The 23,192-nt window shown below is 66.4% G+C and carries 19 protein-coding genes and 1 pseudogene; 16 read left to right on the forward strand and 4 right to left on the reverse strand.

The annotated features are described in order from the left end of the window. The first annotated feature begins 272 nt into the window (after positions 1-272). The 5 genes from HLG70_RS06150 to HLG70_RS06170 all read left to right on the forward strand — a co-directional run bounded on the left by HLG70_RS06150 (position 273) and on the right by HLG70_RS06170 (position 4,626). Positions 273-1,253, forward strand: coding sequence for a Bug family tripartite tricarboxylate transporter substrate binding protein (locus HLG70_RS06150; protein ID WP_171663458.1), 981 nt, complete (start codon positions 273-275; stop codon positions 1,251-1,253). A gap of 59 nt (positions 1,254-1,312) precedes the next feature. Then, on the forward strand, positions 1,313-2,224 hold the full coding sequence (locus tag HLG70_RS06155) for an NAD(P)-dependent oxidoreductase (protein ID WP_171663457.1): 912 nt from the start codon (positions 1,313-1,315) through the stop codon (positions 2,222-2,224). Positions 2,225-2,242: 18 nt separating this feature from the next. Beyond that, entirely contained in the window at positions 2,243-3,049 is an 807-nt protein-coding gene (locus tag HLG70_RS06160; RefSeq protein ID WP_171663456.1) for an SDR family NAD(P)-dependent oxidoreductase, read from the forward strand. A gap of 88 nt (positions 3,050-3,137) precedes the next feature. Then, positions 3,138-3,557 (forward strand): carboxymuconolactone decarboxylase family protein, encoded by a 420-nt coding sequence (locus tag HLG70_RS06165; RefSeq protein ID WP_171663455.1) that lies wholly within the window; start codon positions 3,138-3,140, stop codon positions 3,555-3,557. Positions 3,558-3,624: 67 nt separating this feature from the next. After that, positions 3,625-4,626, forward strand: coding sequence for a Bug family tripartite tricarboxylate transporter substrate binding protein (locus tag HLG70_RS06170; RefSeq protein ID WP_171663454.1), 1,002 nt, complete (start codon positions 3,625-3,627; stop codon positions 4,624-4,626). Positions 4,627-4,702: 76 nt separating this feature from the next. Here the strand turns inward: HLG70_RS06170 and HLG70_RS06175 are convergent, their stop codons facing one another. Both HLG70_RS06175 and HLG70_RS06180 read right to left on the reverse strand, forming a co-directional pair. Then, positions 4,703-6,085: an MmgE/PrpD family protein gene (locus HLG70_RS06175; protein WP_171663453.1), complete on the reverse strand. Its 1,383-nt coding sequence runs from the start codon at positions 6,083-6,085 to the stop codon at positions 4,703-4,705. A gap of 16 nt (positions 6,086-6,101) precedes the next feature. Next, positions 6,102-7,262 carry an acyl-CoA dehydrogenase family protein gene (locus HLG70_RS06180; RefSeq protein WP_171663452.1) on the reverse strand — a complete coding sequence of 387 codons (1,161 nt, stop codon included), beginning with the start codon at positions 7,260-7,262 and terminating at the stop codon, positions 6,102-6,104. A gap of 230 nt (positions 7,263-7,492) precedes the next feature. Between HLG70_RS06180 and HLG70_RS06185 the strand changes: the two are divergent. Next, positions 7,493-8,926: pseudogene (locus HLG70_RS06185) on the forward strand (methyl-accepting chemotaxis protein); the annotation flags it as partial. 150 nt (positions 8,927-9,076) lie between these two features. Here HLG70_RS06185 and HLG70_RS06190 read toward each other — a convergent pair. Next, entirely contained in the window at positions 9,077-10,930 is a 1,854-nt protein-coding gene (locus HLG70_RS06190) for an EAL domain-containing protein (RefSeq protein ID WP_234103423.1), read from the reverse strand. Between the two features lie 203 nt (positions 10,931-11,133). Between HLG70_RS06190 and rdgB the strand changes: the two genes are divergently transcribed. The 5 genes from rdgB to ntrC all read left to right on the forward strand — a co-directional run bounded on the left by rdgB (position 11,134) and on the right by ntrC (position 17,370). Beyond that, positions 11,134-11,757 carry an RdgB/HAM1 family non-canonical purine NTP pyrophosphatase gene (rdgB, locus tag HLG70_RS06195; RefSeq protein ID WP_171663451.1) on the forward strand — a complete coding sequence of 208 codons (624 nt, stop codon included), beginning with the start codon at positions 11,134-11,136 and terminating at the stop codon, positions 11,755-11,757. A gap of 30 nt (positions 11,758-11,787) precedes the next feature. After that, the gene (gene hemW / locus HLG70_RS06200; RefSeq protein ID WP_171663450.1) at positions 11,788-13,008 is read left to right on the forward strand and encodes a radical SAM family heme chaperone HemW; all 1,221 of its coding nucleotides are present in this window, start codon (positions 11,788-11,790) and stop codon (positions 13,006-13,008) included. Between the two features lie 184 nt (positions 13,009-13,192). Further along, positions 13,193-14,605 carry a type I glutamate--ammonia ligase gene (gene glnA, locus HLG70_RS06205; RefSeq protein WP_171663449.1) on the forward strand — a complete coding sequence of 471 codons (1,413 nt, stop codon included), beginning with the start codon at positions 13,193-13,195 and terminating at the stop codon, positions 14,603-14,605. A gap of 192 nt (positions 14,606-14,797) precedes the next feature. After that, a complete protein-coding gene (gene glnL, locus HLG70_RS06210; protein WP_171663448.1) occupies positions 14,798-15,862 on the forward strand; it encodes a nitrogen regulation protein NR(II) in 1,065 nt (354 codons plus the stop codon). Further along, a complete protein-coding gene (ntrC, locus tag HLG70_RS06215; RefSeq protein WP_171663447.1) occupies positions 15,862-17,370 on the forward strand; it encodes a nitrogen regulation protein NR(I) in 1,509 nt (502 codons plus the stop codon). Before glnL ends, ntrC begins: the two co-directional genes overlap by 1 nt. Positions 17,371-17,394: 24 nt before the next feature. On the opposite strand, the gene HLG70_RS06220 is transcribed toward ntrC, so the two are convergent. Continuing rightward, a complete protein-coding gene (locus HLG70_RS06220) occupies positions 17,395-18,327 on the reverse strand; it encodes a LysR family transcriptional regulator (protein ID WP_171663446.1) in 933 nt (310 codons plus the stop codon). A 185-nt stretch (positions 18,328-18,512) separates the two neighbouring features. Here HLG70_RS06220 and HLG70_RS06225 point away from each other — a divergent pair, with 185 nt between their 5' ends. From HLG70_RS06225 to HLG70_RS06245, 5 genes are all read left to right on the forward strand, one after another. Then, positions 18,513-19,211 carry a pirin family protein gene (locus tag HLG70_RS06225; protein ID WP_171663445.1) on the forward strand — a complete coding sequence of 233 codons (699 nt, stop codon included), beginning with the start codon at positions 18,513-18,515 and terminating at the stop codon, positions 19,209-19,211. A 101-nt stretch (positions 19,212-19,312) separates the two neighbouring features. Next, positions 19,313-20,218: a pirin family protein gene (locus HLG70_RS06230; RefSeq protein WP_171663444.1), complete on the forward strand. Its 906-nt coding sequence runs from the start codon at positions 19,313-19,315 to the stop codon at positions 20,216-20,218. A 77-nt stretch (positions 20,219-20,295) separates the two neighbouring features. Continuing rightward, positions 20,296-20,877, forward strand: coding sequence for a CGNR zinc finger domain-containing protein (locus HLG70_RS06235; protein ID WP_171663443.1), 582 nt, complete (start codon positions 20,296-20,298; stop codon positions 20,875-20,877). A gap of 174 nt (positions 20,878-21,051) precedes the next feature. Next, positions 21,052-21,924 carry an alpha/beta fold hydrolase gene (locus tag HLG70_RS06240; protein ID WP_171663442.1) on the forward strand — a complete coding sequence of 291 codons (873 nt, stop codon included), beginning with the start codon at positions 21,052-21,054 and terminating at the stop codon, positions 21,922-21,924. Positions 21,925-22,195: 271 nt separating this feature from the next. Further along, positions 22,196-23,173, forward strand: coding sequence for a Bug family tripartite tricarboxylate transporter substrate binding protein (locus HLG70_RS06245; protein WP_171663441.1), 978 nt, complete (start codon positions 22,196-22,198; stop codon positions 23,171-23,173). Positions 23,174-23,192 lie beyond the last annotated feature (19 nt).

The following is a 23,192-nucleotide window of genomic DNA, read 5'->3' on the forward strand; positions in this document are numbered from 1 at the left end:
CGCCCGGTCTGAGAGCCGCGCGCGTCGCCTGCAAGATTCAGAACCCTTTGTTGCGCCTGTCCACAGCGTCGGACAGCGGCGCGCGCTCGCCCGTGCGCCGCGGATCCGTCACAGGGGCGGAGATCACATGGGGATGACTCGGCATGACGGGAGTCCCTAGAAAAGAATCCGCTTGAAAACGACCCGGAAAGAGAGTCTGCAGCGGCATTTCCGCAGGCGTGACGCGCCTGCACCACATGACCATCATTACAAAGAGCGAGAGGAGCAAAATCATGCTGAACCGTCTGACGGTAGCATCCGCCGTGGCGTTCGCCACCCTGGCAATGGGCTGCGCGGCGCCAGCCGCGGCCGCCTATCCCGACAAGCCGATCAGGATTGTCGTGCCGTTCAGCCCCGGCGGGGGCACCGACATTCTGGCGCGCCAGCTTGCCGCCAGCGTGGCGGAGTCGGAGAAATGGAATGTCGTGGTCGAGAACCGCCCCGGCGGCAACGGCGCCATCGCGTTGTCGTCGACCGCGCGCGCGCCTGTCGATGGCTACCAGATCGTGCTGGCGCTGCGCGAAAACATGGTGATCGCGCCGCTGCTGAACACGGAGAGCCAATCCTTCAATCCCTTGAAGGACTTCACCGCCATCGCCAACGTGGCCAGCGCGCCCATGGTGGTGGTCACCAGCATGAATTCGAAGTACGACACGATCCAGAAGGCGCTGTCCGCTGCCCAGGCGGAGCCCGGGGCCCTGCGGTTCGGCACGTCGGGCCAGGGCAGCATGTCGCATCTGCTCTTGGCCATGCTTGGCTCTCAGGCCAAGGCACCGATGACGCATGTGCCGTACCGCGGTTCGAATCCGGCGATGACCGATCTCGTAGGCGGGCATGTCGACCTGGTGGGCGGGTCGATCGCGTCGGGCAAGTCCTTCATCGATGGCAAGCGCGCGCGGCCGCTGGCCGTGTCTTCGCTCAAGCGGATGCCGAATCTGGCGGACGTGCCGACGATCGCCGAACTGGGCTATCCCGGTTTCGACGTGGTGACCTGGTACGGCCTGTTCGGCCCCGCCGATCTGCCGCGCGACATCGTGGAGAAGATCAATGGCGCCGTGAACAAGGTCCTGCAGACCCCCGAGATGCAGCGCACCTTGCTTGAGCAGGGCATGGTCACGCAAGTGGGTACCGCGGCCGACTTCGACAAGATGTACCGCGACGACTACGTCACGCTGGGCCAGCAGATCAAGACGCTGGGCATGACGGCGGAATAAGGGCGCGCAACGACAGGCCGGCGGCGGGAAACGCCGCCGGCTTCAAACGGGGATATGCAATGGCACAACAACAGGTGGCCGGATTTATCGGGCTGGGTGCGATGGGCGGGGCGCTGGCGCGCCGGTTGGCGGGCGCAGGCGTGATGCTGCACGTCTATGACCCGGACCCGGCACGGGTGGAGGCGATGACCGCGCTGGGCGCGATCGGGCATGGCAGCGTGGGGGAGGTGGCCGATTCGGCCGCCACGGTGTATGCCTGCCTCCCCAGCGCCGAGGCGAGCCTCGAGGTGGCGCGCGCGGCGAGCGCCGGCAAGGCCTTGCGGCTCTATGTCGAGACCTCGACCATAGGCCGCGGCGCACTGCAGGCGATTGCGCGGGAACTGGAGGCGGGAGGCGTGCAGGTGGTGGACGCGCCGGTCAGCGGCGGGCCTCGCGGCGCCGACGCGGGCACGCTGTCGATCATTGCGTCGGGCTGCGCCGAGGCGCTGGCCGAATTGCGGCCGCAGTTGGGGCTGCTGGGCAAGAACGTGTTCGAGGTCGGCGCCGAGCCAGGCATGGCGCAGATGATGAAACTGGTCAATAACCTGATCTCGGCAGCCAATATGGCGTCGGCCTATGAGGCCCTGGTGCTGGGCGCCAAGGCCGGGCTGGATCCCGACCAGATGGTGGAAATCATCAACGTCAGCACCGGCCGCAACAGCGCGACGGTGGACAAGATACCCAAGTCGGTTCTGACCGGCAGTTTCGACTATGGCGCCAGCATCCGCACCATACACAAGGATGTATCGCTGGGCCTCAAGGAGGCCGAGGCGCTGCAGGTGCCGATGTGGGTGGGGCAGAACGTGCGCCAGGTGTGGGAATTCGCGCTGACGCAAGGCGGCGCCGACCTGGATTTCACCGCGCTCATCCGCTACATGGAAGCTTGGACCGGCGTCGAAGTGCGCAGCCGCCGTGGCGGCGCGCAAGCATAAATGCGAGGAGGGACGATCATGCGTTTGCAAGACAAGGTGGCGGTCATCATCGGCGCCGGCCAGAGCCCCGGCATGACCATGGGCAACGGCCGGGCGACCGTGCTGCGGTTCGCCCAGGAGGGAGCGCGCGTGCTGGCGGTGGATCGCGACCTGGCCTCGGCGGAGGAAACCTGCGCCATCGCGGCCAAGGACGGAGCCGCCGACTGCGTGCCATGGCAGGCCGATGTCCGGCGCGAAGAGGACATTGCCGGCGCCCTGCGCGCGGCGGTCGAGCGCTGGGGGCGCATAGACATCCTGCACTACAACGTGGGCATCAGCGTGGCGGGGGGCGACGGCAGCCCCACCGAGATCACGGAGGACGCCTTCGACCTGATCTGCCAGATCAACCTGCGCGGTTGCGTCATGGCCGGCAAGCACGTGCTGCCGATCATGCGCCGGCAAGGCAGCGGCGTGATCCTGAACATTTCCTCCGTATCGGCATGGCAGCGCTACCCCTGGGTGGCCTACAAGGCGACCAAGGCGGCGATGGTGGCCTATACGAAGCAGCTGGCGATCGAGAACGCCGAATACGGCATCCGCGCCAACACGATACTTCCCGGACTGCTCGACACCCCGATGGCCGTCGACACGCGCGCCAGCGTCTTCGGCCGTGCGCGCGAGGATGTGGTGGCCGAGCGCAACGCCCGCGTCCCCTTGCGCGCACGCATGGGCACCGCCTGGGACGTGGCGAATGCCGCGGTATTCCTCGCTTCGGATGAGGCCGGGTTCATCACGGGCGTGGAGCTGCCGGTGGACGGCGGCGCACTGGTCAATATCGTGCGCTAGGACGGCGCGACGCCCGAATCCGGTTGCGTAATCGTGGGAGGCGGCGCGGGGGATGCCGGCGCCGCTCAATTTTCTCTTGGAGCATGGCATGGACAGTAAGAAGGAATTCAATCCGGTTACCCCGGAAACCGTGGCGGCGGGGCATCGCAACCGGCGGGCGACGCTGGGAGACGACTATGTGAACCAGTCAATTGCGCGGGCTCAGGACGACGATTTCTTCGCGCCCTTGCAAGAGGCCGTCACGGGCCTGGCGTGGGGCGCGGTATGGGGCCGGCCAGGTCTGAGCGCCAAGCATCGCAGCCTGGTCACGGTGAGCGTGCTGGTGGCGACCGGCAGGCGCCATGAGCTTGCGCTGCACATCAACGGGCTGCTCAACAATGGCTGGACGCGCGAAGAGCTGCAGGAAATCCTGCTGCACGCCGCCTGCTATTGCGGCATGCCCGCCGCAGTGGACGGATTCCGCGTCGCGAAAGAAGTGCTGGATGCGCGCGCGGCAAAGAAGACGTAAGCCGATTCCCGGCTGACGCACGTCCGGCGGACGCAGAGCCGCCGGCCATTACGACAACGGAGACAAGATGACCTATCGGAAGACATGGGGGAGAGCGTTCGTCCGGACACTGCTGTTCGCGACGACGCTGGCGGCGGGCGCCGCGCAGGCCGATACCTATCCAAGCCGGCCGCTGACGCTGCTGGTGCCGTTCACCGCCGGCGGCGCCACCGACGTGCTCGCGCGGGCGTTGGCCGAAGGCCTGGCCAGGCAGATCAAGCAGAGCGTCGTGGTGGAGAATGTGCCTGGCGCGGGCGGCTCGGTGGGGCAGTCCAGGGCCGCTCGCGCAGCCCCCGACGGCTATACGCTGTTGTTGGGCAACGTGGGCACCCTGGCGGCCAACGCCTCGCTCTACAAGAACCTGAACTACAACGTCCTGAAGGATTTCGTTGCCCTGGCTTCGGTGGGAGACGCGCCTCAAGTGCTGTCGGTACGGGCCGGCCTGCCCGCCGCGACATTCGACGAATTCGTGGCCTACGCGAAAGCCAATCAAGCGACCATGAACTTTGGAACGGCAGGCGTGGGATCGGGTTCGTTCCTGGGCGGCATCCTGCTGAACGCAGCTATTGGCGTGAATATCCTTCCGATCCACTATCGCGGGGCGGCGCAGGCCACCGCGGATGTGATGGCGGGCCACATCGACTACACCGTGGAGAGCAGCAGTACGGCGGTCAGCTCGATTTCGTCGGGCAAGATCAAGGGGCTGGTCGTGATGCGCGGCGAGCGCGTCAAGGTGCTGCCCGGCGTGCAGGCAACCCGCGAAACGTCGTATCCCCAGCTGCACTACGACATCTGGAACATGATGCTGGTGCCCAAGGGCGTTCCACAGCCGGTGGCGCAGCAGCTCAATGACGCCATCAATCAGGTTCTGCAGACGCCGGAAATTCAGGCGCGCTACGCCGAAATGGGGGTGGCGGTGCCCACGGCGGAACACCGATCGCTGAAGGGCGCGGCCGAACTGCTGGAATCGGAAGTGGCGCGCTGGAAAGAGTTGCTGCACGCGGCGGGCATCGAACCTGGCGCGACCTGATGGCGGCGTCCGCTCCGGTGGGGCGGCGACTGTACGCGATGATCCGCCGCTGCTTTGCGGCGGATCATCGCGGCCTTCAGGCGGAGGCCTGCGGCAGCAGGGCGCCGATGCGCTCCTGCCGTTCCAGTCCCCAGATCGTGTCGATCAGCCCGCGGAGTTCCTGTTCCGTCGCGGCGTCCGCGTAGCGGCCCAGGCTGAGGGTCTTGTCCTCGATCTCGGGGCGGCTCAGGGTGTTGCCCGGGTCGCCCTTGGGCTCATCCACGCGGCCATGCAGCTTGCGGCCGTCGCGGGTATAGACCGTGACCTTGCCGATCCAGCGCTGCGGGTAGGCGCCGTCGACTTCCGGATCCAGTTCCATCTCGACCTTGCCGCGGAAGGCCGCGACGGCGGGATCGTCAAGGCCGGCATCGAATTCGGCCAGCCCGGCGCGTCCCTGCCGGGCGATCAGCGCCAGCACCGTGCCCATCGAGAACTTGGATTGGTGCACGGTCTGCGGATTGACGACCGGCCCGAGGACGTCGATCGCGCCCTGGTGTACATGCGCCACCACGCGTTCGACATCGGCCTCGGTCAGCTTGTTGTCGCGCAGCGCCTGCTGCAGCGCGTCGGCGGCCGGATGCGTGTGGCGGCACGACGCATGGAACTTGAATGAGGTTTCCGCCAGCGCCCAGCGTTGGCCCAGGCGGTCGCACAGGCGACTCGGGTCGGCGTCGGTGGACATGCCGGCGGCCATGCCTTGCGGGCCTTCCAGGATGTGGCGGGCGCCGGTGAAGCCTTCGCGCGCCAGGTAGGCGGCGGTGATGCCGTCGGCCGCGGCCTTGGCGGTGTGCAATTGCTTGGAGTCCGCGGCGTCGCGCAGGAATTCCCACAGGCCGGCGGCCTGGGTGCCGGCCGAGCCCAGCGCGTGCAGCATCTGTTCGGGGGACAGCTTGAGCAGCCGGCCGGTGGTGACGGCGGCGGCCAGCGTACCGGCGGTGCCGGTGGTGTGGAAGATCTTGTAGTGCGAGCGGCCCAGGAATTCGCCAACGCGGATGCCGACTTCATAGCCCGCCACGGCGGCGGTCAGCAGGTCGCGGCCCGAGCTGCCCAGCGCCTGCGCGACGGCCAGGGCGGGGGGGAATACGACGGCGGCGGGATGGAACACGGACCCGTTGTGCACGTCGTCCTGTTCGACCACATGCGCGGCGGCGGCGTTGACCATGGCCGCGAACAGCGGCGTGGTGCGGCGACGGGTGATCAGCACTTCGCTGGGGCCGTCGGCGGGGCCCATTGCGGCGGCATAGCGGTCGATGGCCTGCACGGCGCGGGCGGATGCGCCGGCCAGGATGGAAGCCAGGCAGTCCAGCAGCAGGTCTTCGGCGCGGCGCAGCACCGGGGCGGGGATGTCTTCGTAGCGCAGGTTGGCGGCGAAGGCCGCGAGTTCGGCGCTCAGGTGCGGGGTGTCTTTGGCAGCGGTCATGGTGGCAGGCGGCGTGTCAGAAGGAGCGGGGCAGGCCCAGGATGTGTTCGGCGACGTAGGACAGGATCAGGTTGGTGGAGATGGGCGCGACCTGATAGAGGCGAGTCTCGCGGAACTTGCGCTCGACGTCGTATTCGGTGGCGAAGCCGAAGCCGCCATGGAATTGCAGGCAGGCGTTGGCGGCCTCCCAGGACGCGTCGGCGGCCAGCAGCTTGGCCATATTGGCCTGGGCGCCGCAGGGCTGGTGGGCGTCGAACAGGCGGCAGGCCTCGTAGCGCATCAGGCTGGCCGCTTCCACGTTGATGTGGGCGCGGGCGATCGGGAACTGCACGCCCTGGTTCTGGCCGATGGGGCGTCCGAACACCATGCGCTCCTTGGCGTAGGCCGTCACCTTGTCCACGAACCAGTAGCCGTCGCCGATGCACTCGGCGGCGATCAGGGTGCGTTCGGCGTTCAGACCGTCAAGGATGTACTTGAAGCCCTTGCCCTCTTCGCCGATCAGGTTTTCCTCGGGGATTTCCAGATTGTCGAAAAAGAGCTCGTTGGTCTCGTGGTTGACCATGTTGGGGATGGGGCGGATCGTCATGCCGTGCTTGACGGCGTGATGCAGGTCCACCAGGAAGATCGACATGCCTTCCGACTTGCGCGCGACCTGGTCCAGCGGGGTGGTGCGCGCCAGCAGGATCATCAGGTCGGAGTGCTGCACCCGCGAGATCCAGACCTTCTGGCCGTTGATGACGTAGCGGTCGCCGCGCTTGACCGCGGTGGTCTTGATCTTGGTGGTGTCGGTGCCGGTGGTGGGTTCGGTCACGCCCATGGATTGCAGGCGCAGTTCGCCGGCGGCAATGCGCGGCAGGTACTCGCGCTTCTGGGCCTCGGAACCGTGGCGCAGCAGGGTGCCCATGTTGTACATCTGGCCGTGGCAGGCGCCGGAGTTGCCGCCGCTGCGGTTGATTTCCTCCATGATGACCGAGGCTTCGGTCAGGCCCAGGCCCGAGCCGCCATATTCCTGGGGAATCAGCGCCGCCAGCCAGCCGGCTTCGGTCAGGGCGCGGACGAAGTCTTCGGGATAGCCGCGTTCTTCGTCGATCTTGCGGAAGTACTCGGAGGGGAATTGGGCGCAAAGGTCGCGCACGGCTTCGCGGATGTCCTGATAGGCGTGAGTGGCGTGGGGCATAGGGCTGCTGTTCTGATTGTGGGAAATGGTTCGGTACAGGATCGAATGTGCCGTAAGGCCGCGCCCCTGCCAATTCACAATTCGTTAATACGGGGTTCCTGTTCGCAAAAGCGCGGTTTTATGACGGGCGTTCGTCATGCGCGCGCGAGGTTGTGTCAAGAAATTGCCAAACTGGGTGTCCATAATCCGTGGCACTGCCGCGCAGGCGGCGAGGCTACACACGGACGGATATGCGGAAAAATCTTAGGGTCACAACGGCGTTGTCGGCCATTCTTGCGTTGTTTGTGGTGCTGTTCGCCGTCGTCGCGGCGGCGGGCATCTCCGTGCTGCGAGACAATCGGGCCGATATCGAGGCCTTGGGCCGCGGCAGCATCGAACGCGCCAGCGACCTGGCCGACATGACCAGCCGGCTGTTCCAGGCGCGCGCGGCGTTGACGGACGCCAAGACCGCCATGGAAGGGGGCCTGGAGGAAGCGCGCAACGAGTCCCTGGCGCAGGCGGACGCGCTGCTCAAGCAGGCGGCGGCCAGCCTGGCGCGGTTGCGCGGCAATGCCGACGCGAGTACGCAGGGCGCGCCGCTGTTTGACGGCGTGCTGACGGCCCACGCCGCCTTCGTGGACCAGACGCTGGTGCCGATGCACAAGGCGATCCAGGGCTGGAACGGCATCGAGGTCAACCGCCTGACGGACAAGTTGCTGCCCGCGAGCGGCGCTGCCTACGTCAAGCAGGCGGACGCCTACCAGGCCTATGCCCGCGAACAGGGCCAGGCGGCGGTGGCGGGCGCCAGCCGCACGCTGGAGCGCGTCATCCTGGTGGCGGCGGGCATGCTGGGCTTTGTGCTGTTGCTGGCGGTCCTGATCCGGCTGGCGTTTCGGCGCAGCATCGTGCGGCCGCTGAACGAGGCCGGCGCGCATTTCGACCGCATCGCCGACGGCGACCTGACCGGCGCCATCGCCTTGCGCGGCGACAACGAGATCGGCGTGCTGTATTCGGCAATGCGCCGCATGCAGACGGGGTTGTCGGCCGCGGTGGCGTCGGTGCGCCATGGCGTCGAGGAAATCCATACCGGTTCGGGCGAGATCGCGGCGGGCGGCGCCGACATGTCGGACCGCACGGCGCGGCAGGCGGGCTCCTTGCAGGAAGCCGCGGCCAATATGACGCAGCTTGCGCATACGGTGCAGATGACCGCCGGCAATGCCGATCTGGCCAGCCGCCAGGCGCTGAGCGCCACGCAACTGGCGCAGCGTGGCGGCCAGGCGGTCCAGGAGGTGGTGCAAAGCATGGAGGGCATCGCCGACAGCGCGCGCCGTATCGGCGAGATCGTAGGCGTGGTGGACAGCATCGCCTTCCAGACCAATATTCTTGCGTTGAACGCGGCGGTCGAAGCGGCGCGCGCGGGCGAGCAGGGCAAGGGTTTCGCGGTCGTGGCGGGCGAGGTGCGCTCGCTGGCGCAGCGCAGCGCGCAGGCGGCCAGGGAGATCAAGGGCCTGATCGAGGATTCCGCGGCGCGTGTGGACGCGGGCGTGCGCCACGTGAATCTGGCGGGCGACACCATGCGCGACATGGTGGCGTCGGTGGACAGGGTGACGCAGATCGTGGCCGAGATCTCCAGCGCCACGGCGGAGCAGGCGGCGGGCATTTCGTCGGTGAATGACGCAGTGGCGGATATCGAGCGCTCCACACAGGAAACCGCGGCCATGGTCGAGCAGACGGCGGCCGCGGCCGCGGCGCTGGAAGTCCAGGCGCAGGGGCTGCGCCGGGCCGTGGCGGTGTTCCAGATCGCCCAGGCGGCGCAGCAGGCCGCCGGCCAGGCCTCAGCCGGCGAGCTGCGGGAGGGCGCCGCCGGTATAGCGCTCGGTCACCAGCGACAGGTTCCCGTGCTTGACCTTGTGCTTGACATGGGCGGCGGCCGACGCGATGTCCTCCGGGCGGATGCGCTCGCATAAGGAGGGGGTGACGGTGAGCGCGCCCACGCCCAGCGTCACGAATGGAAAGAAGCGGGGCACGCCGTAGCGGTCTTCGGCCTCGATGCCGCCGTTGCGGCGGCCCTGGTCGTCGTACAGGGCCACGGCCGCGTCATTGAATTCGGCGATGACGCGCTGGATGCGCTCCACCCAGTCCGGACTGCGCAGCAGCACCACGAAGTCGTCGCCGCCCACATGCCCGACAAAATCCCGCTGCGGGTCGCAGTGGCGCTTGATGAGTTCGGCGGTGAGCATGATCATGTCGTCGCCGCGCCAGTAGCCGTAGACGTCGTTGAAGGGCTTGAAGTTGTTCAGGTCGCCATAGCAGATGGTGAAGTCCGCGGCGTCCTCGAGCAAGGTGGCGATGTGCCGGCTGATGGGAATGTTGCCCGGCAGCGAGGTCAGCGGATTGGCGTAGCGCGCCGCCTCGATGCGCATCTCGGTCACGGAGCGCACCAGCGTTTCGCCGGTGGACAGGCCGTCGTAGCGACCGTCCCGCGTGATGATCAGGCCGTCCATCAGGTAGCGCTGGTCTTCCGAGATCAGCACGTGGCTCAGCTGGTCGATGGATACGTTCAGGTCCACCAGCACCGGCTCGGCGTTCATGAAGGTCGAGCAGGCGTCGCGTCCGAACAGTTCCCGGGTGTAGCGCTGGGCGTAGTGTTCGGAGAAGTCACGCCGGTTGATGATGCCGACCGGGCGGTTGTCGCCGTCGAGCACGGCCACGGCGTGCAGGCTTTTGTGTTCGATGAACAGCCGGTGGACGTCGTCGTTGGTGTGCTTGTTCAACAAGGCGGCGGGAGCTTCGACCCGCAGGCTGGCGGCGGTGCCCCCCGCCGCGCGCTGCGACAGCGGGGCGGGCGAGCGCACCCGCAGGGAATCGCGCAGGGGCGGAGTCAGTTCCGTCAGCAGGGTCTCGTCAGGCATGCCCAGGAACCAGCCTTGGGCATAGCGGATATCGAGCTCGCGCACCACGGCCAGGTCCTCGGCGGTTTCAATGCCTTCGGCGACGATGGACGTGCCCAGGTGCTGCGCCACCTTCAGGATGGCGCGCACCATGTTCTGCTTGCGGTCGTCGTGGCCGATCCCGTCGAAGAAATAGCGGTCGATCTTGACCAGATCGGGCTGGGTTTCGGCCCAGAGCTGCAGATTGGAGTTGCCCACGCCGTAGTCGTCCAGCGCGATGCGCATGCCGGCCTCGCGCAGACAGGCAAAGGCGCCGTGCAGGTCGGCCATGCGGTCGGACAGGGGGTCCTGCTCGGTTAGCTCGATGATGATGCTTGCGGGTTCAAGTGCGCAATTCTTGAGCAGGCGGGCGGGCATCTCTTCGCCCCACAAAGTCCAGTAATGGAGCAGGGCCGAACCGGACAGATTCAGGAACAGCTTGCCGGCGGCGTCGTTCTGGTGAAACCCCTGCGCGCCTGCCCGGAAGCTCGCGAGTTCCAGCTGCGGATGCAGGCCTTGGCGGCGGGCTTCGGCAAACAGGGCGTCGGGAAAATGCAGGGCGGTGTCGACGGGGCCGCGAATCAGGCTTTCATGGCCGTAGATGCGGCTGTGGGACAGGTCGACGACGGGTTGGAAGCGTGGCCGCAGGAGTTGTTCGCGCAGGATTCCCGCCAGGCTGGCGTGCGGGGGCGCCCCATCCAGCGGAGAGTGTGGCGCGCGGGCCGCGACCGGCCGTGGCAAAGCGTGAAATGAGTTCATCGCCGGTGCATTCAGATACGATCAGTGACAAGATGGGCCATATTGACAACAAAATATGTCTGCGTTGTTGCGCCGATTCGTGACGTGCAATATTCAATTGCTGTTACAAAACTGTCAACAGACAATTGATCCTGCCCATATGCCATGCAGGGATATCGCGGGACAGGCAGCCGGGCGGGGCCGCCGGCCTATACAATTTGCCTATGACTTCCCCCAAGATTCCCGACTCCCTGCGCCGCGTCGTCCTCGCGTCCAATAATGCTGGCAAGCTGCGCGAGTTCTCCGCCTTGTTCGCCCCCCTGGGCATTGAACTGGTGCCTCAAGGCGAACTGGGCGTGCCCGAAGCCGAAGAGCCGCACGTCACGTTCGTCGAAAACGCGCTGGCCAAGGCGCGCCATGCCAGCCGCCTGACCGGCTTGCCGGCCCTGGCGGACGATTCCGGCCTGTGCGTGGCCGCGCTGGACGGCGCGCCCGGGGTGTATTCGGCGCGCTACGCAAAAATGCATGGCGGCGAAAAATCCGACCAGGCCAACAATGCGCTGCTGGTGCGCAATCTGGCCGCCGCCGTCGACCGCAGCGCCTGGTACGTGGCCGTGCTGGCGCTGGTGCGCTCCGAGAACGATCCCCGGCCGCTTATCGGCGAAGGGCTGTGGCATGGCGAGATCATCGACCTGCCCGAAGGCGCCAACGGCTTTGGCTACGATCCGCATTTCTACCTGCCCGACATGGCGTTGACCGCCGCCTCGCTGGACCCCGAGGAAAAGAACCGGGTCAGCCACCGCGCCCGCGCCCTGCGCGAGCTGCTGAGCAAGCTGAACCAGGCTTGAAGAGGGCGCCGCCGGCGCCAGGAATTTCGCATGTCCATCACCATTCCCATCCGCAACGACATGGGCGCATCGCCGTCGCGCCTGATCGTGCCGGCGGGCGCCACGCTCACCAGCCTGCCGCCGCTGTCGGTCTACGTCCACGTGCCCTGGTGCGTGCGCAAGTGTCCCTATTGCGACTTCAATTCCCACGCCGCGCCCGGTGAGATCCCCGAGCGCGCCTATCTCGATGCCCTGCGCAGCGACCTCGAGCAGGCGCTGCCGTCGATCTGGGGCCGGCAGGTGGTGTCCGTCTTCATCGGCGGCGGCACGCCCAGCCTGCTGTCTTCAGCCGGGCTGGACGAGCTGCTGGCCATGTTGCGCGCCTGTCTGAATGTCTGGCCGGACGCCGAGATCACCATGGAAGCCAACCCTGGCACCGCCGAAGCCAGCCGCTTTCGCGACTACGCCGCCAGCGGCGTTACGCGGTTCTCGCTGGGCATCCAGAGCTTCGACGATGCGCAGTTGAAGAAGCTGGGCCGCATCCATGATTCCGCCCAGGCCCGCGCGGCGATCGACATGGCGCAGCGCGCCGCGTCGCGCGTGAACCTGGACATGATGTTCGCCCTGCCGGGGCAGACGCTGGACGCCTGTCTGGACGATCTGCGCCAGGCGGTGTCCTTCGGCACCGAGCACCTGTCGCTGTATCACCTGACCATGGAGCCCAACACCGTCTTCGCCAAGTTCCCGCCCGAGGACCTGCCGGACGACGACACCAGCGCGGCCATGCAGGACGCGGTGGAATCCGAGCTGGCCGCGGCCGGTCTGGCCCGCTATGAGGTGTCGGCCTACGCCAAGCGCGGCGCCCGCTGCCGCCACAATCAGAACTACTGGGAATTCGGCGACTACCTGGGGATCGGCCCCGGGGCGCACGGCAAGTTGTCGTTCCACGACCGCATCGTGCGCGAGGCCCGCCTGCGCAGTCCCGATTCGTGGATGCAGGCCGCCATGGCGCGCGACGGCAGCCACATCGCCGAAAGCCGGCAGGTCGGCCCGGACGAGTTGCCTTTCGAGTTCATGCTCAATGCCCTGAGGCTCAAGGACGGCGTGGCCGCCACGGCTTTCAATGAGCGCACCGGTTTGTCGCTGGCCGTCATTGCGCACCAATTGGAGGCAGCCTCGAAACGGGGCTTGCTGGACGCCGATCCCACCCGCTTGCGGGCGACGCCCTTGGGGTGGAGATTCCTCAATGACCTGCAGGAAATGTTCCTGTAGCGTTTCAGCACCAAGTTGGGGCGGCCGTGCCCCACCTTTTGCACCATTATGGTGCTACATTTTTCCGTGACCGCGCTGCCTTCCTCGGGGAATCCCGGGGGTAAAACCTGGCACGCTTATTGCTTCCCTCTTTTATGCCAGTCGACGGGCACAGCCCTCGACCCTTTTATCTAATGGAGATGACATGGCAAGCCCGAAAGACGTCCTGAAACAGATCGCCGATAACGAAGTGAAATTCGTGGATTTCCGCTTTACCGATACGGTTGGCCGTGAGCACCACGTTTCCGTGCCCACCACCGCGATCGATGAAGACAAGCTGGAAAGCGGGCAGGCCTTCGACGGTTCGTCGATCCCGGGCTGGAAGGGCATCGAAGCCTCCGACATGCTGCTCATCCCCGACTGCGCGACCGCCAATCTGGACCCGTTCCGCGAAGAGCCGACCCTGATTCTGTCGTGCGACGTCGTCGAGCCTTCGGACCTGAAGGGCTATGACCGCGACCCGCGCTCGTTGGCCAAGCGCGCCGAAGCCTACCTGAAGTCCTCCGGCCTGGGCGACACCGCCTACTTTGGTCCGGAACCCGAATTCTTCGTGTTCGACGGCGTGACCTGGAACACCGACATGTCGGGCACCTTCGTCAAGATCAAGTCCGAAGAAGCTCCCTGGTCCTCGGGCCTGGAATTCGAAGGCGGCAACACCGGCCATCGTCCGGGCGTCAAGGGCGGCTACTTCCCCGTTCCGCCGGTCGACTCGTTCCAGGACATGCGTTCGGAAATGTGCCTGCTGATGGAACAAATGGGCGTGCCGGTCGAAGTGCACCACCATGAAGTGGCCGCTCCGGGCCAGCTGGAAATCGGCACCAAGTTCAGCACGCTGGTCCAGCGCGCCGATTGGACGCAGATCGTCAAGTACGTCGTGCACAACGTGGCCCACGCCTACGGCAAGACCGCCACGTTCATGCCCAAGCCCATCGTTGGCGACAACGGTTCCGGCATGCACGTGCACCAATCCATCTGGAAGGATGGCCAGAACCTGTTCGCGGGCAACGGCTACGCCGGCCTGTCCGAATTCGCCCTGTACTACATCGGCGGCATCATCAAGCACGCTCGTGCCCTGAACGCCATCACCAACCCGGGCACCAACTCGTACAAGCGCCTGGTCCCGCACTATGAAGCACCGGTCAAGCTGGCCTACTCGGCCCGCAACCGTTCGGCTTCGATCCGCATCCCGTACGTGGGCAACCCGAAGGGCCGCCGCGTCGAAGCGCGTTTCCCGGACCCCCTGGCCAACCCGTACCTGGCGTTCTCGGCCCTGATGATGGCCGGCCTGGACGGCGTGCAGAACAAGATTCACCCCGGCGATCCCGCCGACAAGAACCTGTACGACCTGCCGCCGGAAGAAGACGCCAAGATCCCGACCGTGTGCTCCTCGCTGGAGCAGGCGCTGGAAGCCCTGGACCAGGATCGCGAGTTCCTGACCCGCGGTGGCGTGTTCAGCAACGACATGCTCAACGCCTACATCGACCTGAAGATGGGCGATGTGAATCGTCTGCGCATGACGACGCACCCGGTCGAATTCGACATGTACTACAGCCTCTGATTGTTTGAGGCTGTGGCTGGGGGGAGCGCGATGATGTAGGCAGAAACCAGGGCCCACACCACGCGCACCACCAGGTCGCGGCTCGACGAATTGCCCGCCAGGCATCGCGCCCGGCGGGCAGGGCGCCGGGTTCCGGCGCCGCCGTCGCGGACGCGTTCCGCTTTCCCCCTGTCCATTCGGGTACGCTGAAATATGAATGTAGAAGCTCTCGATCTTCTTGCCACGTCCGTTTTCCTGGTCAACGAGCGCGGCCACATCGAATATGCCAACGCAGCCGCCGAGGACCTGTTCGGCCGCTCGCGCAAGCAACTGAGCGGGCACTCCGCCGCCACGCTGTTCGACCATCCGGAAAACATCCAGTCATCGATCGACCGCGCCGCGGCCGGACGGTATGCCGACGTGAGGCAATTGGCCTCGTTGCGCCGCGCCGCCGAATCCGTGGAAGTCGCCGTGACGACCGTAGGCCTGACCGGCCAGCGCTGGCCGGTGCTGATAGAGACGCGCGAAATCGAGCAGCGCGTCCTGGCCGATCGCAACCACCGGCTGGTGGATGAGATCGAAGCCCATAGAGAATTGCTGCGCAATCTTGCGCATGAAGTGAAGAATCCCCTGGGCGGCTTGCGGGGCGCCGCCCAATTGCTGGAAGCCGAGCTGCCGAGCGCGGCGCTGGCCGAGTACACCCAGGTCATCATTTCCGAAGCCGACCGCCTGCAGGCGCTGGTGGACCGCCTGAGCGGCCCGCAACGTGTGCCGCTGAACGCGCGGCCGGTGAATATCCACGAAATCTGCGAGCGCGTCTGCGCGCTGATCCAGGCCGAGTTCCGCAACGACGTCACGATCCTGCGGGACTACGACGCCTCGGTTCCCGACCTGAAGGGCGACGCCGCCCGTCTGATGCAGGCCGTCCTGAATGTGGCGCGCAACGCCGCGCAGGAACTGGTCGCCCGGCCGCAGGGGCCGCGCACGGAATCCGGCGTGGTGACCTTGCGCACCCGCGTCGCCCGGCAGGTCATGCTGGCGCACAGGCAGCACCGCCTGGCGCTGGTGCTGTCCATCATCGACAACGGTCCGGGCGTGCCGGACCACATCCGCGACCGCATCTTCCACCCGCTGGTCACGGCCAGGGCTGGCGGCACCGGCCTGGGCTTGAGCCTGGCGCAGGACTTCGTGCAACAGCACGGCGGCATCATCGAATTTGAATCCCGACCGGGGCGCACCGAGTTTCGCCTGGTCCTACCGATGGAGCCCGCACACTGATGAAACCCGTATGGATCGTCGACGACGACCAGGCCATCCGCTGGGTCCTCGAAAAGGCCCTGGCGCGCGCTGGCGTCCCCACCCGCAGTTTCTCCCAATCGGCCGATGTGCTGGAAGCGCTTTCGCGCGACACGCCGGTGGCATTGGTGTCCGATATCCGCATGCCCGGCGGCAACGGCCTTGAGCTGTTGCGCCAGCTCAAGGAGCGCCACCCCGGCTTGCCGGTCATCGTGATGACCGCGTTTGCCGACCTGGACAGCACCGTGTCCGCGTTCCAGGGCGGCGCTTTCGACTATCTGGCCAAGCCGTTCGACGTGAATGAGGCGGTCGCGCTGATCCAGCGCGCCATGCAGGAGTCCAACCAGCCGGAAAGCCCCGAAGGGCAGGGCGACGCGGCGCAGAACAACGAGCGCTGGATGATGACGCAATCGTCGTCCACCGCCATGCAGGAAGTCTTTCGCGCCATCGGCCGGCTGGCGCAGTCCAAGGTCACCGTCCTGATCACGGGCGAATCCGGCACCGGCAAGGAACTGGTGGCCCGCGCGCTGCATGGACACGGCGTGCGCGCCAGCGGCCCCTTCGTGGCGCTGAACGCCGCGGCCATTCCGCGCGACCTGCTGGAAGCCGAGCTGTTCGGCCATGAGCGGGGCGCCTTTACCGGGGCAAACAACCTGCGCCGTGGCCGTTTCGAGGAAGCCCACGGCGGGACCTTGTTCCTGGACGAAATCGGCGACATGCCGATCGAACTGCAGACGCGCCTGTTGCGCGTGCTGGCCGAAGGCAGTTTCTACCGCGTCGGGGGCGCGCAGCCCGTGCGCGTGGACGTGCGCATCGTGGCGGCCACCCATCAGCCGCTGGAGCAGCGAGTCGAGCAAGGCCTGTTCCGGGAAGACTTGTTCCATCGCCTGAACGTGATCCGGCTGCGTCTGCCGCCGCTGCGCGAGCGCGTGGAGGATATCCCGGCCCTGGCCCAGCATTTCCTGACCGCCAGCGCGCGCACATTGGGCGTGCCGGTCAAGCGGCTGACGCCGGAAGCCCTGGCCGTGCTGACCAAGTTCGACTTTCCGGGCAACGTCCGCCAGCTTGAGAATTTCTGCCACTGGCTGACCGTGATGGCGCCGGGGCAAACGGTGGACCGGGGCGATCTGCCGCCCGAAATCCGGGCCATGGAACATCAGCAGCTGACGGGATCCGCGCCGCCGCGTCCGGCGGCTCCGATGGCCGGCATCGGCACCGTGGTGCAGTCTTCCGCCGCCGTCGCCGCCAACGTCGCGGACGAAGGCGCGCCGCGCAACTGGCAGGATTCGCTGCTGCGCGATGCGCAATACCGGCTGGAACGCGGCGAACCCGCCGTGATGGCCACGCTCACGCGCCAGTTCGAGAAGATCCTGCTGCAAAGCGCGCTGGACGCCAGCCGCGGCCGCCGGGTGGAAGCGGCCTCGCGCCTGGGAATCGGCCGCAACACCATCACGCGCAAGCTGCGTGAACTGGGCATCGAGGACGAGTGAGACCTGGTGTCTGGCACCCCGGTGTCAGACACCCGTGGCGCTGCCTTCCAGCCCCAGCAGGCTTTCGCACAGCCGCGGCGACTTCAGCTTCTGCAGCCACCACTTCAAGGCTTCGCCCGGCGGCTCCGCCCGCCAGGCGTAAGCCACGTGTTCCGTCAGGGACATGCCTTCATCCGTTTCGCACACCACCAGCAGGCCCTGCGTCAGGTAGGGCGCGGCCAATGTCAGCGGCAGATAGCCGCAGCCCAGGCCCCGCACCTGCGCCTCGACCTTGGCCTGCATCGTCGGCATCACCAGCGTGGGTTGGTCGGCCAGGATGCCGCGCGATTGCGGCGGCAGGTTGCGCGACGTGTCCGCCACCACCACGGCGCAATAACGGGTGATGTCCGCGCGGCTCAGGGGCTGCGGCAATGACGCCAGCGGATGGTGGGCCGCCACGCAAAAGGCGAACTGCATCATGCCGATAGCCTGGGAGCGGTAGGGGCCGGTCGGCTCGCCCGCGGCGCCCGCGCCGATCACCAGATCCGCGCGCCCGGAAGTCAGCGCGTCCCAGTTGCCGCTCAGGACCTCGCTGGAAAAGCGCAGCGTGGTGGCGCTGGCCACGGCGTGGAATTCGTTGATCAGGTCGTATAGCGGCCGCCACGGCAGCACGGCGCTGACGGCTATGCGCAGTTCCACCTCCCAGCCCGTGGCGATGCGCTTGACGCGGCAGGCCAGGTCATCCAGCGACTGCAGGACATGGCGGCCGTCCTTGAGCAGGGCAACGCCGGCCGGCGTCAACAGCGCCCGGTGCCCGGACCGGTCGAACAGCAGCACGTCCAGCCCGTCTTCCAGCTTGCGGATGGAGTAGGTGACGGCGGACGGCACCTTGCCCAGCTCGCGCGCGGCCTTGGCGAAGCTGCCGTGACGCGCGATCGCGTCGACCAGGATGAGCAATTCAGGGGTGATGGGCTGCATGGGGGGGGGCGGGAAAGTAGTTGTTCAAAAAATTTGAATGGTTTCGTCAAAATATAGCGCCAAAACCAGGCCCGGGCACGCGCAGAATATCACTCATGCCGGGGTTGCAGCGAAATCTTCCGGGCAGAAACGCCGAACCATCCTGCACCCCCTAATCGTTCATATTATCGAAACAGGAGTCCACAATGCTTACGATCCGCCGCGCTGCCGAACGGGGCCACGCCAACCATGGATGGCTCGATTCGTTTCACACCTTTTCCTTCGCCAACTACTACGACCCGGCTCACATGGGCTTTGGCGCGCTGCGCGTGATCAATGACGACCGCATCGCCGCCGGGCGCGGCTTCGGCACCCACGGGCACCGGGACATGGAGATCATCACCTATGTGCTGAACGGCGCGATTGCGCACAAGGACAGCATGGGCAGCGGTTCGACCATCCAGCCGGGCAACGTGCAGCGTATGAGCGCCGGCCGCGGCGTGATGCACTCCGAGTTCAATCCGCTGCCCGATACCGAAACGCACATGCTGCAGATCTGGATCGAGCCGGACGTCACCGGGATTGCGCCGGAGTACGAAGAGCGCGGTTTCAGCGATGCGCAAAAGCGCGGCCGCCTGCAAGCCCTGGTGTCGGCCGACGGCATTGACGGGTCGATGAAGATCCATCAGGACGCCCGCCTGTACGCCGGCCTGTTCGATGGCGATGAATCGGCAGCGCTGACGCTGGCTCCCGGACGCCGCGCCTGGGTCCACGTGGCCCGGGGCAGCCTGACCGTGAACGGCGCGGAACTGGCCGCCGGCGACGCCGCGGCCCTCACGGATGAAACCCGTGTCGAGCTGTCCGGCGGCAAGAACGCCGAAGTGCTGGTGTTTGACCTAGCCTGATGCCACCCGCCGGGCGGATCGCGATATCCGCCCGGCTTCACTTTATGCAGGCCGCGAGGCCTTAAGATGGCCTTTGGCCTATTCATGCGGAGCACTCCACCATGTCGACCTTGTCCGAAGCAGGCGAAAGCCAGATTGAAACCGTTGTGGTGCCGCGCAGCAGCGACCTGGGCGGTTTTTCCGTCCGGCGCGCCATCCCGTCCGCGCAGCGCCGCACCGTCGGTCCCTTCGTCTTTCTTGATCACATGGGGCCTGTCGAGTTCGATGCGGGTTCCGGCATAGACGTGCGCCCGCACCCGCATATCGGCCTGTCCACGGTCACCTACCTGTACGAGGGATCCATGGTCCATCGCGACGGCGCGGGCCATACGCAGACCATCCTGCCGGGCGAAGTGAACTGGATGACGGCGGGCAGGGGCATCGTGCATTCCGAGCGTTCCTCGCCGGAAAGCCGCCTGGCCCCGCAGCGCCTCTGTGGACTGCAGATCTGGGTGGGTCTGCCCAAGGCCCACGAGGAGACCGATCCCGGCTTTACGCATTACGGGCTGGACGCGCAGCCGGTGGTCGAAGGCGAGGGCGTGCGCGCCCAGGTGGTGGCGGGTTCGCTGTTTGGCAAGACTTCTTCGGTCAAGACGCTGTCGCCCCTGTTCTACGGTGACCTGCAATTGCAGGCGGGCGCCACCACGGTGCTGCCGGCCGAACACGAGGAGCGCGCCGCCTACCTGGCACTGGGCACCGTCGAGATCGACGGCCAGGTCTATGAAAGCGGACGCCTGGTCGTGTTCGCGCCGGGCAAGCCCGTGCAGATCCGCGCCAAGACCGCCGCGCGCTTCGCGGTGCTGGGCGGCGAGCCGCTGGATGGGCCGCGCTTTGTCTGGTGGAACTTCGTGTCCAGCAGCAAGGATCGCATCGAGCAGGCCAAGCAGGACTGGCAGCGCACCCGCTTCGACCAGATCGTGCCGGGTGACGAGACCGAGTACATCCCGCTGCCGGAACCGCGAGTCTGATCCGAGTTTCCGTCCTGCAATTGTGGAGGTAACTTTTATTGGTTAATTTTGAAGGTTACACTGTCGTCGGAGGCCACATGCACACGACTCAAGCACCCGATTTCAGGCAACTGGGCGATCACATCGCCCTGGACATGATCAACACCGTCGAGCAGGGTGACGCCGGTCCGCTGGACCGGTGGCAGTCTGATGCGGATGTGCAAGCCTGGCTCGCGTTGTCCGGGCTGGCGCCCGGGCAGACCACCGCGCCGGACGGCCTGCTTGAAGCCGCGCGTGATCTGCGTGAGACGGTGCGTACGCTGGTGACGCAGCGCAAGGCGGGCGTTCCGCTCAAGCTCACCGCGCTGAACCGCGCGCTGGCGGCGGGCGGCAGCCATCTGGCGCTGACCGTCACGAAGGACGGGGGGCTGGAGCTGGCGCGCCACTATCCATCGCAGACTGCGGCGCAATGGCTGCTGCCTGCGGCGGAGGCGGCCGCCGACCTCCTGGCCCATGGCGATTTCGGCCTGGTGCGCAAGTGCGAAAGCGAGACCTGCTCGCTCTGGTTCTACGACCGCACCCGTTCCCATCGGCGGCGCTGGTGCAGCATGGCCTTGTGCGGCAATCGCCATAAAGTGGCGGCGTTCCGTCAACGCGAGGCGCAGGGCGCTGCGTCCTGAGGCGCGCTTTTCCGTATTGCTTGTTCCAGCCCGGCGACTGCCGGGCTTTTTGTTGGCGATGGGATTCGTAGTAACCCGTAAAAATGCTGTTGACAGGTTACTCAAAATGCGTAGACTGTGCCTTGAAGCTTCGACACCCGCTGTTTACCGCAAGCCCGCACCTCGGAGATCGCCATGACCCCCCAAGCCGACACCACCATCCACTATCGCCACGCGCATGCCGACGGGCTGCGTTTCTTCTACCGCGAGGCAGGAGATCCGCAGGCGCCGGTGCTGCTGCTGCTGCATGGCTTTCCCAGCTCTTCGCATCAGTTCCGCAACCTGATTCCCCAGCTGGCCAGTCATTTCCGCGTGATTGCTCCCGATCTGCCCGGCTTCGGCTACACGCAAGTGCCGGCCGAACGCGGCTACCGCTATACGTTCGACAACCTGGCCAAGTCGCTGGAAGCGTTCGTGGACGAGCTTGGGTTGACCCGCTACGCGCTGTACTTCTTTGACTACGGCGCGCCGACGGGCCTGCGCCTGGCCTTGGCCCATCCCGATCGCGTCACCGGCCTGGTGTCGCAAAACGGCAATGCCTATCTTGAAGGGTTGGGAGACGCCTGGGCGCCGATCCGCGCGTACTGGGCGGATCCCTCGCCGGCGAACCGGCAGGCCATTCACGACGGCATGCTCAACCTGGAGGGCACGAAGTGGCAGTACGTGCAGGGCGTCGCCAATCCGGACAGCGTGGCGCCGGAGAGCTACACGCTGGATGCGGCCTTGCTCGAGCGCCCGGGCAACAAGGACATCCAGCTGGACCTGTTCCTGGACTACGCCAACAATCTGACGCTGTATCCGGCGTTCCAGGCGTTCTTCCGCCGGGCCCGGCTGCCTACACTGGCGATCTGGGGGAAGAATGATCCCATTTTCATTCCGCCCGGAGCGCAAGCCTTTCGGCGCGACAATCCGGATGCCGTCGTCGAGTTGCTGGACACGGGCCATTTCGCGCTGGAAACCCATGGGCAGTACATAGGCCGGCGTATCGTGGATGTGCTGGGCCGCTAAGTGCCCTGGTCACGTTGCCTGGGCCGCCAATGCCGCTGGCGTGACGCCGGCGGCACGCAGGGGGCGCGCATTCGTGGACTTTCTGATCGATAAGCTGGCGGACTGAGCTGTGCCTCGGTCGCTTTTGAACTGCGCGATCACCACAAGAATGACGGCGGCATTGCCGGGCTGTTGCGCGACCGAATTGGCGCAGGGCCGGGCGGAGGCGCCGGGTGCCGCGCGGCGGTATGATGCGCCTCCCGAACTCGATAACAAACGGGATGGAGACACTATGCATCGCTATACCTCGAATGCGCTGCGCGGCCTGGCCGTCGTTGCGTTGATCCACGGCGCTTCGTCGGCGCAGGCGGCCGGATATCCGGCCAAGCCCATCACCTTCATCGTGCCCTACACGGCCGGCGGCACGACCGACCTGGTCGCACGCACGGCCGGCCAGAAAGTCGCGGAGAAGCTGGGCCAGCCCGTGATTGTCGAGAACCGTCCGGGCGCGGGCGGCAACATCGGCATGGACGCCGTGGCCAAGGCGGCGCCGGACGGCTATACCATCGGCTTTGGCGCGATATCCACGAATGCGCTGAATCCTTTTGTCTACCCCTCGATGCCGTTCGACCCGACCAAGGATTTCACGGGCGTCAGCATGCTGGGCGCTTCGACCGTGGTGCTTGAAACCGGCCCGTCGTTGAAGGTGGACAGCGTCAAGGACCTGGTGGCCTACGCCAAGCAACATCCCGGCACCGCTTTCGGCACGCCGGGCACGGGCACGTCGATGCATCTGGCGGGCGTGATGTTCGACCAGTTGACCGGCGCGGGCATGCAGCACATTCCCTACAAGGGCAGCGCCCAGGGCCTGAACGACCTTCTCGGTGGGCACCTGCCAGTGATGTTCGACAACCTGCCCGCTTCGCTGCCGCACATCAAGGCCGGCAAGGTTCGCGCGCTGGCGGTCACCGGGAGCAAGCGCGCGCCGGCCTTGCCCGACGTGCCGACGCTGGCTGAGCTGGGCTACGAAGCCGCCGTGGTGGATCCCTGGTTCGCGGTCTATGGACCCGCGGGCATGTCGCCGGAGGTCACCCGCGAGCTGAGCGAGGCCTTCCAATGGGCTTTGGCCCTGCCGGAAGTCAAAGGCAAGCTGGAACAGGCCGGCTTCATGCCCTATGGTTCGACGCCGCAGGACGTGGAGCGCTTGACCCAAAGCCAGCATGAGGCCTTCAAGGCCCTGTCGCAGAAGGTCAAGCTGTCGGCGGACTGATCCGCCCCGGCGCGCGGCG

Origin of the sequence: Achromobacter deleyi (assembly GCF_013116765.2) — a bacterium.
GTDB classification, from domain to species: domain Bacteria; phylum Pseudomonadota; class Gammaproteobacteria; order Burkholderiales; family Burkholderiaceae_B; genus Achromobacter; species Achromobacter deleyi_A.

Bases quoted from the DNA above. Each gene is read 5' to 3' on its own strand.
- HLG70_RS06175 (WP_171663453.1), bottom strand. From the start codon at position 6,085: ATGACCGCTGCCAAAGACACCCCGCACCTGAGCGCCGAACTCGCGGCC.
- HLG70_RS06220 (WP_171663446.1), bottom strand. From the start codon at position 18,327: ATGCAGCCCATCACCCCTGAATTGCTCATCCTGGTCGACGCGATCGCG.
- HLG70_RS06155 (WP_171663457.1), top strand. From the start codon at position 1,313: ATGGCACAACAACAGGTGGCCGGATTTATCGGGCTGGGTGCGATGGGC.
- HLG70_RS06165 (WP_171663455.1), top strand. From the start codon at position 3,138: ATGGACAGTAAGAAGGAATTCAATCCGGTTACCCCGGAAACCGTGGCG.
- glnL (WP_171663448.1), top strand. From the start codon at position 14,798: ATGAATGTAGAAGCTCTCGATCTTCTTGCCACGTCCGTTTTCCTGGTC.
- glnA (WP_171663449.1), top strand. From the start codon at position 13,193: ATGGCAAGCCCGAAAGACGTCCTGAAACAGATCGCCGATAACGAAGTG.
- hemW (WP_171663450.1), top strand. From the start codon at position 11,788: ATGTCCATCACCATTCCCATCCGCAACGACATGGGCGCATCGCCGTCG.
- HLG70_RS06180 (WP_171663452.1), bottom strand. From the start codon at position 7,262: ATGCCCCACGCCACTCACGCCTATCAGGACATCCGCGAAGCCGTGCGC.
- ntrC (WP_171663447.1), top strand. From the start codon at position 15,862: ATGAAACCCGTATGGATCGTCGACGACGACCAGGCCATCCGCTGGGTC.
- HLG70_RS06170 (WP_171663454.1), top strand. From the start codon at position 3,625: ATGACCTATCGGAAGACATGGGGGAGAGCGTTCGTCCGGACACTGCTG.
- HLG70_RS06235 (WP_171663443.1), top strand. From the start codon at position 20,296: ATGCACACGACTCAAGCACCCGATTTCAGGCAACTGGGCGATCACATC.
- HLG70_RS06225 (WP_171663445.1), top strand. From the start codon at position 18,513: ATGCTTACGATCCGCCGCGCTGCCGAACGGGGCCACGCCAACCATGGA.
- HLG70_RS06230 (WP_171663444.1), top strand. From the start codon at position 19,313: ATGTCGACCTTGTCCGAAGCAGGCGAAAGCCAGATTGAAACCGTTGTG.
- rdgB (WP_171663451.1), top strand. From the start codon at position 11,134: ATGACTTCCCCCAAGATTCCCGACTCCCTGCGCCGCGTCGTCCTCGCG.
- HLG70_RS06240 (WP_171663442.1), top strand. From the start codon at position 21,052: ATGACCCCCCAAGCCGACACCACCATCCACTATCGCCACGCGCATGCC.
- HLG70_RS06150 (WP_171663458.1), top strand. From the start codon at position 273: ATGCTGAACCGTCTGACGGTAGCATCCGCCGTGGCGTTCGCCACCCTG.
- HLG70_RS06190 (WP_234103423.1), bottom strand. From the start codon at position 10,930: ATGAACTCATTTCACGCTTTGCCACGGCCGGTCGCGGCCCGCGCGCCA.
- HLG70_RS06245 (WP_171663441.1), top strand. From the start codon at position 22,196: ATGCATCGCTATACCTCGAATGCGCTGCGCGGCCTGGCCGTCGTTGCG.
- HLG70_RS06160 (WP_171663456.1), top strand. From the start codon at position 2,243: ATGCGTTTGCAAGACAAGGTGGCGGTCATCATCGGCGCCGGCCAGAGC.